The sequence below is a fragment of the Nocardia arseniciresistens genome, from assembly GCF_046764875.1.
GTDB classification, from domain to species: Bacteria; Actinomycetota; Actinomycetes; order Mycobacteriales; family Mycobacteriaceae; genus Nocardia; species Nocardia arseniciresistens.
In genome coordinates this window covers 37588-53028 of the sequence record NZ_JBKORD010000003.1, presented here as the reverse complement: position 1 = coordinate 53028, position 15441 = coordinate 37588, and the positions used below count along the sequence as shown (strand labels likewise).

The 15441-nt window shown below is 66.8% G+C and carries 1 protein-coding gene (only partly in view); it reads right to left on the bottom strand.

The whole window is internal to a LacI family DNA-binding transcriptional regulator gene (locus tag ACLMAJ_RS06260; RefSeq protein ID WP_412012550.1) on the bottom strand: the coding sequence, 140205 nt in all, runs 106246 nt past the left edge and 18518 nt past the right edge, and what appears here is coding positions 18519-33959, spanning codon 6173 (partial) through codon 11320 (partial); the first complete codon in reading order (the gene reads right to left) occupies window positions 15438-15440. Both codon boundaries (start and stop) fall beyond the window edges.

Here is a 15441-nt window from a genome sequence, read left to right as displayed (position 1 = left end):
GTTTCCTTGACGCCCTCCTTGGGGACGCCCTTGGACGGAGCATAGGGACGGTCGGTTCGGGTGGCGGTGGGGCGATCGATGACGTGGCGGTCCACCGGGACGGTTTGCTTCCAGTCACGGACTCGCACCTCGCCGTACTCGTCGACGTACATCTCGTAAGCATGGGAGCCGACCTTGTTGGGGCTGTGCGGGTCGAAGTGGGCGTTTTCGTCGACCACCACGGCAGTAGCGCCGGGTCCCAATTCGAGCAGCATCGCCGCGATCCGGTCGTGTGCGGTGCGACCGTCGATCACCTCGGCGCCAAAGGACTCGGAGTGCCATCCGGCCTGAAGTAATTCGGTGAGCTGGTCGGCCGACCGGCCGTCGGCACCAGCGTCCTGCGCCACGGGCAGGTTCAGGTTCGGCCATCTCCGACGCTGGGAGTCGGAGACGTAGGTGGTGCAGTTGGCCGACGCCCCCTCGAGCGCCTGGTCCAACAGCGCCATGTTCCGAGTGTCCGGCAACTGGCGCCTGACCACACCGTCGCCGACTTCCAGACCGGAAGGTTCCCCCTCGATCTCGATAGAGATGTCGGACGGCAGCAACACCACATAGGTCTTCGCGGCGTCGACGATGTCCTCTCCAGCGGGCATCGCATCCAACTCGACCCCGACCATGCCCAGGCCGAGTTCCAGACCGTAGTGGCGTTGCACCGCCATCATGTCTGCCAGGTCGTGAGCCAACTCTTGGCCTGCGGTCGGCGCCAGATCGAACACGCCGAGATACGCGACCGATGCCTGTGTCCCACTCGGGTCGAACGCGTCCGCGGCAGCGTCGATCCCCGCCACCGACGGCAGCGCATCCAGGCGACCCGCCACCGTCACCTTGATCCGGCTCGCGGTATCCACGTCGTTGAACGTGACGATCATCCGCTTGGGCCGCCCGTCGCCCATGAAGCCGAGTTCTGGTATATCGACACCCAGCGATAGCACGTGCACCGGAGGATGGCCCTGCAAGATCGTTGCGCGGCGTGCGGCGGCTTCCAATGCAGACAGCCGGTCTTCCAAAAGCGCCAATTCTTCTGCGCCACCGGCGATTTGGTCGATTGTTCCCGCCGCTTGCTCGGCCCACAGGAAGTCGAGCCGCTTGGCAAGCAGCATCCGGTTGGCGCGGTCGCGCCACCGCGCCGGAGCTCCCGGCTGCTCGGCGAGCTTTTCGGGCGCCCCTTCCACCAGCAGCCAGCGCTGCTCCTCGCTCAGCGTTCCCCAGTTCGCCTGGAAGTTGTCGGCGTCGATCCCCGTCCGGGCGTCGAACAGCTGGTACCACAACGCATCCGCGTGAATGCCAACGTCCGGATCCTTCGGCGCCCTTGGCAAAACCTCTCGCCACTCCGGGGCGGCATCCAACGCCTGCTCCTGCAGGGGAACCAACTCGCCCTGCTCATTGCGTTCCAGATTGTTGAGCGCGAAATCAAGGAAATCAACCCCGGCCGACAGTGGGACCGCGCCGGTCTCGAATTGCCCCCGGCGTGTTCCGAGCCGGTCGTCGGCCATCGCCGCACGCACCAGCTTGCCGTCGCCGAGGGTAGCGGTGACGAGCCGAATCCGTACCTCACCGGCGTGGGCCTTGGCCAGCTTGGCCAGGTCCTGGGCCAGCCTTTCCGAGTCGGTTCCCTGCCAAACCGCCACCGACTGCGGTCCGAACTCCCCGCGCCCCACTTGCTGGTGGAGTTCGCGGTTAGCGCTGGACAACCCGGCGCGCAAGGCCTCCGGAGTAGGTTCGGCGGCGGTGACGAATACCGTGATCTCTTCCGGCGCGGCCACTCCCATCGACACGAAGGATCTGGCGTTCGCCTCCTCTCGCACCGGAAGCGCCAACGGACGAGCATTCAGCTCGATGCCAGAATCCCATTCCCCCTGTTGGGTCCATTCCTCCTGCAGGGTGCTGGTCAGTCGGTCAGCTCTGTTCAAGCACGCCAGCAACGCCTCCAGCCGCGTTACGTCCGCCGTGGCTCCAGCGGCTTGCTGCTGATTCACCCTCGCCGCGAGCCAGCGCATCCAGGCATCGACGCGACCGCTTTCCTCGATGCCGGCCAGCTCGGCGGTCCCCTCGGCGGCAAGGATGTGCTGCTGAAGATCATCCGGCAGAGTGTCGGCGTCCTCGTTCAGCGGTGCGGGCAGCGACTGGTGCTTCGACAGGTCGAAAGCGACCGACTGCCTATAGGGCATTTCCCAAATGTCGTTGTCCAGGTTGCCCATTCGGTCGTGCGCCGCGCGCGCGACCTCGACACCGTCACCGCTGCCGACGATCTCTATCCCGGGTCCATCCGACACCCGGCGGTCACGCACACGCGACAGCTCCCGGGTCAGCACACGCGCGTCGGCGGCTGCGAGATCGACAGTGTGTGGGGCCCGGCCCTCGGCTTCGAGGTCGTCGTCGTAGCGGAGCACCGCGATGACCGCCACAGTTCCCCGCAACTGCTGCTCGGCGAAGTACCCGACGAGCGATTCGGCCTGCTCCGACAGCTCATACAGACCGGTCGCCGTCTCGGCCACGTAACCGATCACGATGTCCGCGGTGGCCGCATCGCCGTATTGGAGCACGATCCGGCCCCGGCCATCGGCCTGGCTGTCGCGGTGGTAATCCAGCAGCCGCGGCAGTCCGATGTCCCGCCCATCAGCCTTGGAATCGGTATCCGCCAGGACCTCGAGTATCGCTTCGAGTTCGGTCCGACGCACCGAACCGGGGCGCCCCTCGAGTCCTACATACTCCTCGTTCACCGCCGCCCGGTTCCGGGCGTCCCGCTCGCCGGAATCGTCCGGCGGACCGCGCGCGTCGTTCGGCAGACCCGCGAGTGCGGCATCCGGAACATCGTCGTCCATCGCGAACCGCTGTTGTTCTACGAACGGGATCGCGGCATTGCCATGCTCATCGGCAACAATGCCGTGCACCCGCAAAATATTCAGCTTGTTGCGCTTGCGCAGCCAGTCCCGCACCTCTCCGTCGCGGTAGACCTCTTCCTTCCCGTCCACCCACTCGTGCACCACCAGGTGGCCGTCATCGTCGACTTCCGCCTCGAACATGTGCGCACCGACCCGCCGACCATGCCGGAACGTCATTGCCCCCGCGATCGCACCGCCATGCTCACTCACGTACGCGATGAGCGCACCGAGCGATCCGAAACGCTGCCAGTCGGCGTCGGCCGCCTCCGCGACCGTCGACTGATCTACCCCTGCCAGCGGGACATAAGGCAGGACGGTCTCGGGCATTTCGGTGATTCCACCGCGACGCAGCCGGAACTTCAGGAATCGCCCCACTGCCACCGGAGCGCAGTTCGGCCTGCCCGTGTGTACCGGTAGCTTCGGCACGACCGTGGTCGGATCGATCGGCTCGTACTGTTCGGCGATTTCGGACATGATGACATGCATCTCGTCGTCCGCGTCCGTACTGCGAGCGCGGGCCAACGTCCCGAGCCGATTCGCCTGCTCCACCAGCCGGTGGTAGCGACGATCTGCTCGCAGATATGCCTCGATAACCCCGGTCACGGCCCGCTGGTCACGGTACTGCCGCAGCACTTCCGCGGTGCTGGACAACGCAGGGGTCATAAGCAGCCTCATCTGCTCACGTTCCAGGTACCTATCGCGCAAGGCCGACACCGGCTTGCCCAGACGCTCGGCAAGCTCCCGCAGCAACGCGGCCCGCCGCGCCCGCGCCTGCCGCACCGCATCGGGATCGAGAGTGTTGGCATCCACGTCGAAGTCGGCGAGATCGAGGCGCGCGAGTCCTCGTTCAACGCTCGCCCGGCGCACCTGCTCGGGTAGGGAGTCGATACCTTCGCTGCGCGACCACCCCTGCCAGTGCGCGATTTCGGCGTCCGCGATGACGAGATCCGGGATCGTCTCGATCAATTCGGCGATCCGAGTCAGGTGCTCGCTCGATGTCGCCCGCCCCAGCAGCGCGGTGATAGCCTCCCGCGGCCGATCCGTGGACTGGTCGTTCATATCCAGTGGCAGACCCAGTTGCTCGACCACCTCCGCACGGTGGGCCGGACCCATGCCATGGGTCATCTCGACGGCCAAACCGTCGACGCTACCGAGGAACTGCATGCCCGCCACCAGCCGACGGACCTGCGCCGCAACCAGCTTCCGCTCCGACTCGAGTCCCGGAGTCGGCACCGAGCCGGAGGCGTCGAGGTACTGCTCGAATCGACGCACCTGTGCGTCCGCGAGTACTAGGCTCGCGGCATTGTCGAACAGGTTGGTCAGGATGCCCACGTAGTCCAAGTCGGTGGCGCGCCTAGACAGCCGGTGAATCGTCTCGAACACCTGACCGGGCTCGAGGTCGGCCGGATCCACAGGCTCGTCGACCGGCAGCTGACGCACCAAACCCGCAATGCGGGTGGCGGCTGTGGCGTAGGTTTCGCGCGCGGCATCGAGCCTGTTCCGGATCTCCCGTACAGATCTGGTCGGCACCGTATCGATCTCGGCTATCGCGGCGGCGTCCATCCGCACTTGGGTGATAGCGGAGGAAGCGGCAGCGGAGTCGGTGAGATGGTTTTCCGGTCGGTGTCCGTAGGGATCCCGCGAACGGCGCATGGCGTTGCGTTCCGCGATCGTGCGCTCCAACTGCGCGACGGCCTCGGCGGCCCGGTCCTCGGCGGAAGTGGCCGGGTGGTGCCCATCGCCGCGAACCACGGCGATGAGCGCGATGTCATTCTCGCGGAAACCATCCCCGTCGACGAGCCCCTCGAACATCTGCGCCGCCGCCTGCACACTGGTGCTCAGTTCGGCGTTGTCGAAGATCGTCCAGTGCACCCGCTTCGCGGTGTCCGGGTTGCCGAAAGCCACGGTCAGTTCCCGGGTGTCGCCGTCTATCCGGTGTGACAGCCGCTGCATCGGCACCGGAGTGTCGACGTCCAGCGCATTCCAGATGTCCCGATGACCGGTGAGCCACTGCCTTCCGTCATCCGTACGCTGGGAAATACTTTCTTGGTACAGGACAACCCGGCCAGCGTAGTCGCGTACCGCGGCAGGCAGCCCCGGAGCCTCGGCGAGGATCTCCGGATGCTGCTCCAGCAGAATCCGATGCACATACGGCGGCCAGGTGTGCCAGATCCGATCGTTGGCCGTGGCGCGGGCGCGCACCGCGGCGGGGTCGGCGTCGGGCGACACCAGCATGTCTTGCATGCTGGTCATCCCGACCCATTCCATGGCCGTGAAAACCACCCAGGCGGGATCTTCCCGTACCTTGCGGTCTACTTCGCCATCCGCCACCAGCAGTGAAGTGTGCGGGTACGGCGGCGGCACCTGTGCCGAGTCCACGGGGTTGGCGTGGATGACCGAGACCGGGGCCGACAGCACCCGCCGACGGGGACCGGACATCTTGAAAGCGCCGGTTGCGACAGCCCTGGCCGTTTCGCTGACAGCCGCCAGGTTGACAATGTCCGGCGTTGGGGCATCTTCGGCCCGAGTCGCGATCAGGTCGGTGATCTGCTGATGCAGGGCGGCGCTATCCCTGGGGTAACTCAATACCGCCGCAATCGACTCACCGGGAAAGACCGGTGTCAGCTCGTTCATGATCCGAACCAGATCCGGATCCGTGATCGTGACATCGTTCTCGCCGATAACCGGCTGCGGCGGAACCGTGCCCTCGGCGACCTGCACGAAGAGTCTGCGCGCCTGCCGCACATTGCCGACGGCGAGTATCGGGTTCCCCGACTCACCCGGCCTCGGGAATGCCAGCAAGCGCACCGGCAGCTCTCCGGGCAGGTGCGCGACCCAGCGTTCGGCGACGGTCAGCCGGTCGGCCCACGCGTCGAGTTCCGCGAGCCGGGCCGCGTTCTCCACGGTGGGTTCGGCGTCGCGCAGCAAGTCGCGCTCGTGCACCAGCCGGAGCCGATTCACCTTGTCGCGCAATGTATCCGGTAGATCCTCGGCGGCCAGTTCATCGGCGAGGGTGTGCAGGATCGCGTCCTGGTCCGCGAATTCGAGTGCGTCCCAACGCGAGTCGATCTGCTGCAAGCGCAGTCTGCGGCGAGCATGTACCCGCTCGTCGGGAGCGACCTCGTCGAATCTGCCCTCGCCCTCGACGGCGGCAACCGCGCCCTCGGCACGCCACAGCAGAGCCTGCCACATCTTCCGCGCCGCGGCCGGGTCGGCGAGACCGAAGCCGACAGCGCCGCGATAGACAGTCGGCAACCCGGGACGCGGCAGGACATATCCCGGTATCTCGGCCCTCCGCGCGCCGATACGAACGTTCTTGAAGTCCAAGCCCGCGACCGCGCGCGACACGCCATTCGGGCCGAGTGGCGTGGCCGCGGTCCCGTCGGATTTCAGCGCCATACCGGCCAGGCTGTCCACGCCGTGCTGGCCCGACTCCCACTCCTGGAACGTGGTCACCCGGCCGCCGTCGATCACCATCACGGTGTCGCCGTCCCGGTACACGGTCACCGCGTGCGAACCGACCTCGTTCGGGTTGTCGAACCCGTGATACCCGAGCACCGCGACCACTGTGTCCCCGGTGAACAGCACCCGATCGTGCAGTGCCTGGAAAGAGTCGAAACCACCCTTCTCCCAATCAGATCCAACGATCTGCGGCGCCTGCCTCGCGTCCGTCCCCGCCAGACCGGACAGATCGACGAGCCGCTTCGGCGGTCGCTTGCCGAGTTTCGCGTAGGCGGCGTCGGTGGCATCCAACAGACAGGTCAGCTCGTCGCCCCGCAGATGCCGGAGGGTGTCGGAGTCTGGGGGCTCGTAACCGAAGACATCGGCTGGGGGGCTGTCTTCGACGAGCACAGCGTCGAGCTTCACTCCGAAGCCCTCCGCCATGGCCGCGTCGATGCGGGCCAGCTGTGCTGCCGCGGTGTCGGCGGTGATCGACTTCTCCAGCAGCTCGCGCAACTCCAGCCGCATCGCGTTGGCTGGGTCCATCATCAGTGCCCGCAGCACGTCGGTGCGCCCGGATCGCTGTGTCAGCCACGGGAATGCGCCTATCTCGTGGCTGAGCGGCGATGTGGTGATCGCCGATTCGGCTGGCTCCAGGTCCGACTGCGCCCGCAACCACTCGCCGGCCAGGACGTCCATCCGTCCGGCCAGCGATTGCAACGCCGGTACCTTGGCCACCCACCGGTCCCGGTGCCGGGCGACCGCGAGCATCTGCTTCAGTTCGCCGAGCTGCTCGGCAACTCTGACGAACTGACGCTGAGCAGTGGAGTACTCGCGCACGGCATTATCGACCTCGACCAGTTGCGCGGTCGATAGTGGCCCGTCCGGGAGCGGGAAAAGGTCGTATTCGGGGTGCTCCCGGTAAGCGCTACGCAGATCATCGAGGCGCTTATCCGCTTCCGCGACGTGTGCTTGGGCCTGGTGCAGTGCTGCCTGCAACCGACCGATGCCAGCACCCCGTTGTGTTGCCGCGTAGAACTGCGTCGAGAGGGCGATCTGTGCGTCGAGTACCCGGATTTCCTTGGCGAGGCCGAGACCTGCACCTCGGTACTGCTTTTCCCACAGGTCGACCAGCTGCGCGACCCGGATCGGGGTCAGCTGATCGACTTTGCCACCGATCAGCGGCACCAGGCGTTCAGCCAGGATCCGACGCTCAGAGGCAAGCTCTGTCGGCGTTCTGGGCAGCTGTCCGGGCTCCAGAGAGTGTTGGCCCTCGAACTCTATTCGCGCCTCGAGACGCTGTCGCGCACTGATGTTCATCGACCGGGTGAGCGCACCGCCACGCGGCACAGTCGAGGACTGTTGTGGTTCGGCGCGCAGCCCCAACTGTCCCGCGGTCAGCAACGCCTGCTCCAGCAAGTCGTCGAACTGCACGGTGCCCCGACGTAGTTGCTCGTACGCTTCCTCATTGGCGATGTCGTACCGCGCACCTCCGACGGTTCGCAGTTTGATCCATGAGCTATTGGCCCACTCAGCCCACTCGTTCAGCCGATGCATCTTGTCGGAGAGCCGCTGGTATTCCTCCAAGGCGAGCATTTTCAGCTCGACCCGCGCCCGCCCCCGATACAGCATTGATTCCAACATCTCGATGTGTCGCACCCGTCGGGCATCACCGTCGATGCGTCGCACCAGGTCCAGGAAGGCCCCCAGCGTGACCGACTCGGTGACCGGTCGCGCCGCGCGGCGGAAAGGCCACTCCGGCACCAGCTTCCGTGCCCCGTCGACCAGCGTGTCGGTGAACTGCCGCGATGTGCCCGGCTCACGCGTGAACGCGGCGCGATGCCGAGTCAACCGTTCGTCGGCCAACACGGTTTTCAGCAGGCCACGCTCGCCGTGCAACCTGACCCGGCCCACCGCGGCCAAGTTGACGAGCACGTCGGCCACTCGGCTCGGGTCGCCGCCCTGCACCACCACTACTGCGGTCGTCTCGTCCGGGTGCGCCTGGTGCTCGGTCGCATACCGTCCGACAGCGTCACGCAGGCCGGTGCGCAGTGACTCCGCCATATTCTGCGCGTCGAGCAACACCACCACGTGGTCGGCGGTGCGCGGGTTGCCGATAGCGGCGACCGCCTCGGGCTGGCGGGAGCGCACTTCCAGAGTGGGTGCGCCGGGCAGCGCCCGCGCCCACCGCCGGGTCCGGGCCTCGAGGTCGACGCTCTCGGGGGGCAGCCGGTCGGCCACTGCCGCCCACACCGCGGATCCGTCGCCGCGGTGCACGATTTCAACGGTCGGCGGCGACTGGTAGGGCGCCCGCTGTTCGTGCGCGACCTGGGAGAAGGTGATGCGGTGCACCATCCCCTCGGCAACCGACTCCGTGCTGGCCGCGACATCCGCACCCGCGGCGCGGGCATAGCGCAGCACCCCGATGATCGAGGTGGCCCGACCGGGCACGTTCTCGGCCTCGGCGAGGTCGGTGAACTCATCGACGCTCCCGTTCAGCGCGCCGTAATCCGCCGCATCCCGCGCAGCGAACCACACCTGATGCCCTGCGGCGGCTTTCCGGTCGCCGATCTCGACTACCAACGCCTTCGCAGTGTCCCCAGCCGCCGGATAGGACACCAGGTGCACCGGCATGCCCATAGCCTTGGCCCGATTGTCGACGTCTTTCAGCGCCTGCTGGATGGCCTCCAACTCCACCAGCCGGGCGTGCTCGGTGGCGTCGAGTCTGCGCCCGCGGGACCGTAGTTCGTTGTATTCCGTATTCAGTCGAATACGGTTGCCGTCTATGCCGGCACTGGGCAGGACCTCGGCGGTGTCGAAAATCTCGGGAAATTCGGCCCCCAGATTGACGCGGGTCGTTTCGGTCGACAGGTCCCAGAACTGTGTCGCCTTGCGCGCCGTCTCGCGCGCCGCAGCCACATCTAACCGGGTCGCTCCGTCGTAGACCAGGTCGTCGACACTCGCCAACCCCATCTGGGCCAACTCGGCCGCTATCTGCAACCGGCGGGTTTCCCGATTGCCCGGCTCCTGATCCCCGGCCACCGCCGCCTCGACGAGCCGCCCCTCGACGTCCCCGACACCGGGCATATCCCGCCCGATCACACCAGGCGACTCCCCCTCACCCAGCGGTCGCCTCGGCACCGGGCGCCCGTCCGGTCCGGGAACGAGCACGATGCCATGCAACCGCCCACTCGGCTTGTCCCACTTGGTGAATGGAACGTCGATGACCTCGTTGCCCTTGCGCTCATGCACCCAGACCGTGCCGTCCGCGCGGCGGTAGAGCACGAACATGTGCGCACCGACATCACCGTGGGTGACCGTGCCCAGGACGATCTCACCGTTCGCCGCCCGCGCCCGCATCTGCTCGGGGTTCGCGAATCCGTTCTCTTCCCACTTCGCCCCCAAACGCTGCGCGATATCGCTCGGCAGCATGCCGTTGGCCCAGATCGCGGTGTCGAACATCGACGGCAGGTCCTCGATGTCCATGCCGAGGACTTCTTTGACGAACCACATCGAGTCGAGGGCACAGATCTTCGGCACCCCGGCCAGATGTGCTTCTTGCCCTTCGCTCAGCTGCTCGTGCTGCCCGATCCACGCTGCTTCACCGTCGAGGAACTGCTGCCATTGCGCTGCTTCGCCGTCGAAGTCGGTCTGCGGCACATCGGCTATCGGCCGCGCAAGCAGCGGCCTTTCCCGGAACCCATCGGTGGGCGCGGCAGGCGGTCGAGTGAGGTGCTGGAACAGTTCCTCGAGTGGGGAGGCGGCGATGACGTCGAGGTCAGCGGTGAACCGACGGTCCAGATCGGCGGCAGCGGTGCTGTCTTCGGCCCGTTCGGCAGCGATACGCCGGGCGGCCAATGCATCCAACTGACCGGCTGCATAGGCCAACTGCTCGAACTGCTCTTGCAGTCGAGCATGGTGCTCGACGTTCGTGACCATCTGGTTCAGCAGACTGCGGCGTGCCGCCGGGTCGGCGACCCCGTCGACTTCGACAGCGAGTCGGGCCTGCAGCTGCGTGCGCGTATCCCCACCCCAGCTCAGGTATTCGGCATCGCCGGGCGATTGGGCGATGAGCTCCGCGCGCAGCGTGCTGAATTGCCGTTTGGCGGCCAACACCTGCTCGCGGGCCTCGATCAGCCGGTTCGCCAATACCCCGAACTGTATGGTCCGGGTGCGTGCGGCCTGAGTCTTCTCGAAATCGGCGATGATGCTGTCGAGCTGCTGCAGCTCCTCGACAACCTGGATGTCGCTGCCGCGATGCCCGAGTAGTTGCAGCCGCATCGTCAACTGGAGACCCGATGTCGCCACCTCGTGCGGCGTCAGCGAATCCTCGTCGATGCCCAGCCAGTCGGCCAGCTGCGCGGCGAGTCGCTTGCGGCGGGCATGCCACGGTTCCAGGCCGTCCGGGCCCAGCGGGTAAGACTCCGATTGCTGCTGTCCAGCTTCGTGTTCGTGCCTCTCGGCTTCGGCACGCAGCCGTTGCAGGTTCTCGCCCAACCGGACATCCGGCCCGACCGGCGGCCGCTGCCTGGCCTGTCGAGCGAACTCGGCCAACAAGTTTTCGAACAGGTTGCGCAGCAGGTGAACTCGGGTTTCGCGGCGGGCTTCCCGCTCAGCGATTTCGCACAACTGCACCAATTCGCGTACCCGCTGGTCGTGCTCGTCGTCACCGTAGAAGCTCTGTTCCAGCCGGGCCAGCTCGAGCTGCTGGGTCAACCGGTCCATGGCCTGCCACAGCTGCCGCGGCGCGTCCGGGTCCAGTTCATGCGCACGGAGAAGGTTGCGTTCCTCGTCGGTCAGCACGCCCAACTCTTGTTCGGCCTCGACGAGTCGTGCGGCGTGTTCTTGCAGATCCGCGACGTGGGCGACGAGCCGGTCGAGATCCGCGGATGTGTCGCGGCCTTCCTTGACCCGGGTCTGGGCTGCGCGCACTCCCCGGTCCAGCTCGACCAAGTGGCTGATCTGGGCGTCGAGCCAGACGAGATTCGCGACTTCCTTGACCAGCCCACGCAATCGCAGCAGCTTTTCGCGCGCCGCGACCCGCTGCGAATCCGTCAGCATCCACTCGGGATTCGCGGCCAGGTCGTCCAGTATTCGCCCGGCCAACAGCGGATCGGCCAAGGCCGCGGACAGCATCCGAGTCTCGGCCGCAGTGGCATTCGCACCGAAGCGGTCGTGGGCCAACAACACAGCCACCTGGTCCCGCGCGCGCTGGTGGTACCCGGCCAGTGCGTCGCGTGCCGCCCCCGGGTGCATCAACTCGGGCAAGTCCAGATCGAATTCCGCGCCGAGTTCGATCTGGGCCTGCTCGAGCAGCAATCGCAGGTTCGAGATCGTGATGACCCGAGACCGCGCGGCGTGGACTGCCTGCGCCGTCAGCTGACCGTCGAACAACGGCGGCGGCGCCTCGGGGCCGCGCATCCAACTCGTAGCCAACTCCGGTAACAGCTCGCGGTTCTGGACGGACGCCGTCATCTGTTCTTCGAAAATCCGGGTGACGGCGTTGACCACCTGCTGTAGGTCGGCTCCGAGGCACAGCAGCGACAACTGCCGCTGCTGTGCCTGGCCCGGGTCCTTGGCCGCGGCAACCACGACCTCGTGGTGTTCCCGCACGACCATCTGCATCCCCAGGTCCGGGGAAATCCCGAGCTCGTGCCCTGCCACCAGATAGATACCGAGGTGGGTGGGCTTGTCGGTGTCGCCGATGGCCATCACCGAACCGTCATCCGCCAGCACCGCCACCTCGGGCGAGCCCGGTAGCCGGTCGACCGAGCGCACCAGCCGCCGCAGCGCTGAATAGGTCTCCTCGGACCGCCGCGTCTGCGCACCGGATGCCTGTGCCTGCTCGCGTGCGGCGGCATACAGCTGCATAACAGCGACATGACGGGCGGACATCGGCGCGCCCCGCAGGTTCACGACCAGTTCCGGGTAGAGGCAGGCAACATCACGCAGGTCTGCGGGGCTGCGACCGACTTCTTCCAGCAAAGACTTGACCTGCCACACCGTGTGATCCGGTGTCAGCGTCCGCAGCCGCGACGCCAACTCCTCGGCCGTGGCCCGCCGCCCGGCATCGAGTTCGATATCCCTGAGTAGCGACAGCGGGTTCCACGGTGGGCCGATGTCGATCTCGTTGTGCTCCTCGACCATGCCCGGTACCGCGGCGGCGGCTTCGGTGACGGCGGCGCCGCTGCCCCGGCCGACCAACAACACCGCAGGGCGGTTGCCGTTGCGGCGGGCGGCGAAGGCCGTGTTCGTGATCGCGACATGCTGGGCCAAGCGTTCCGAATCGTGGTGTTCCCGGGTTGCCAACACCCTGGTCCACAGATCGACCGGACCTTCGGCGGTGGCGAAGTCGTAGTCGACCGCCACGATCATCGCCACCGTGCCCGGCGCCTCGATGCGTTGTCGTTCCCGCAGGAAATCGGCCGCACCCGCGACAGCTTCGGCAATCCCCTTCGAATTGGATACTGCGCCCGCCTGGTACCAAATCACGGTGTCGGCGTTCTCCAGGTCACCGACTGCCGTCCGGGTCTGGTAGCGGCCGCCTGGCGTTGCTTCGCCGTCCACGTCTCGATCCGGCAGATGTTCACCTGCCAGCAACCGCACCCGCATGTCGGGCATCGCCTGCTCGAAGTCTTCCCGCACGCCAGGCACGATCACCGTCTCGGCCAGGGTCAGGTGCCCCACCAGCTGGTGCTGGCGGCTGGTGCGGTTGTACTCGGGTATCTCCAGCAGCCGCGCCAGCTCTTGCGGCAGCGCCTGCTCGACCAACGAGTGCACGGTGTCCACCGGCAGCGCGCCGAACGCCCGGAGCAGCTGCGGGTGCCAGCGCAGCAGTTCGGCCTGCAACTCGGGATCACCCGCATCCCTCCACAGCCGCGTAACCACCTGGCCGATGGTGCGCGCCCAGATCAGACCGGCCGACTCACTGTCCAAGGGGGACAGCAAATGTTTCACGCTGAGCCTGTCGACATCGCGCAAGGCATCCCGCACCAGCGGCACAGTCCGCGGCGATCCGGGGACGAGCTCGAACCAGACAGTCCGGCCCGCCTTGCCCGCGCGGTCCACTCCGGAGCGATGCCACTTGTCCTGGTCGTCGTTCGTCTGTCTCGGCGCGGATACCAGCCGATCGCTGTTGTCGGACAGGGTTACTCGCAGTCGGCCTTCGACTATCTGCAACTCGACCCGGATATCATCACTGTCGGTTTCCCGCATGGCGTCGAATGCTCGGTCGAACTCGGCTATCGCTTCACCGATAGTCCACACCGACCAGCCCCGCAGTTCTTCGGCCAGCCGATTCCATACCTCGACCCGACCGTTCCCGTTGCGGCCGTCCGCGGCGCGCAGCGTCGTCTCGAACCGCTCCGGCGAGACGAGTTCCTGCCGGGCAGCGGGATCGACCACGTCCTGTGTCGGGGTCGTCGCGCTGTCGGCGGCCCAGGCGCCGTCCGAGCGGGCCAGCCAGGCGGTGATCCCCTCGTGCAACAGTTGCAGTACCGGCGCGAACTCGGCGGCGGCGCGGCCCAGGTCGACCCGGCGATAGCGCGCGACGACCCGGCCGTCGACCCGGTCCAGTTCCACCATGACCCGGGCCGTTCGCGTTTCCCCGAGGCTGAGGGTCAACTCGACCGACAGACCGGTGTCCGTGCTCTGCACCCCGGCCACTGTGACCTGGAACCTGGTGCCCGCCATCGCACCGACACCGGCGAATACCAGATCGGCGTTCGCACCGCGCGACAACAACAACCGGGCGGCTGGCGTCTCCTCCAGGAACACACCATCGTTGCGCCAGATCACCCCCAGCCCGGCGGGTGAGTCGAAGTCGAAACTGATGCGGGTGGGCTCCGCCCCGGCCAGCGACGGATGGTCGGCGTCCACCGGGGGTTCGGCTGCCTGGCGCAGTTGCGGCAGGTCGGCATCCAACTCCGGCGCGGGATCCGCAGGGGGACGCTCTTCGGATGATTCCGGTTCCTCGTCCGGATCGTCGAAGCGTTTACCCAGGTTGCGTTCCGGATGGTCCACACCAGGGTTGTCCGACGGCTGTTCGCCCGGTACCAGCTTGTGTACTGCTTCACGGTTCTCGTCGAAAACGATGCCGTACAAAGGACCTTCGGGCTTATCCCATTCGTCGAACCGCACATCGTTCACCCGGTCGACGATCACCCCGCCCTCATGGCGGCCGACCAATTCATGCACGCGGACTTCGCCATCGCGGCCCTGATACACGGTGAATAGGTGCGCACCCACATCACCGAAATCGACCGCACCGAACACCACACCGCCACCTTCGGCGATCGCATACATTTCATCGAGCGACTCGAACCCGCCCGGCTGCCACCTCGCACCCGCGGCCAGCGCCACCTCTTTCGGGCTCATGCCCTCCAACTGCAGCTTCTTGTCCTGCAACGACGGCGCATGTACTGGCAGGCCCAACACTTTCGCGCCGAACCACAACTCTTGCGCCGCACACAGCTGCGGGGTGTCGCCGAGCAGGTGCAGCACCTGCGGCGCGGTCGGGCGCTGTGACGGTGTCGAGCCGTCGGCAGGTGGCAGGTCGGCGGGCAGCCTGCGATCTCGGGCGAGCGGGCGAGGGCGCACCCCGTCGGTGGGGTCGGTGACCCGGCTGCCACCGAGAGTGTCAGCGGGGGCCTGCTGTTCGATATCGGTGCCGACCCGGACCAAGGTCTCGGTCAACGTCGTGTCGAGTTCCGCTATCCGCGCAGACAATTCACGGCGGCGAACGGCCACGGTGGCGTCATCACCAGGGTGCGCCTCGGCGAGGGAGGCGAGTTCTTCCTCGGCCCTGCGCAATTGTCCTGCCGCGTCGTCGAGTTGTCGGGTGTGCCGGTCGAGAACGCCGACCCGTCGCGCCCAGTCCGCGCGCGCATCGGCAGCATCGGCGAGCTCGAGCAGGACCCGCGACAACCGCCCTCGCTGCGGATCCGCCTGCGACACGGCGAGCAACTGCCCGTGCGCCCGCAGCTCACGACGCCACAACGCACTCGCCCAGTCCCGCTTCGCGCCGATGATTTCTGCGAGTTCGCTCGAAGTATCAGATGCCACAGTCCGCAACAGATCC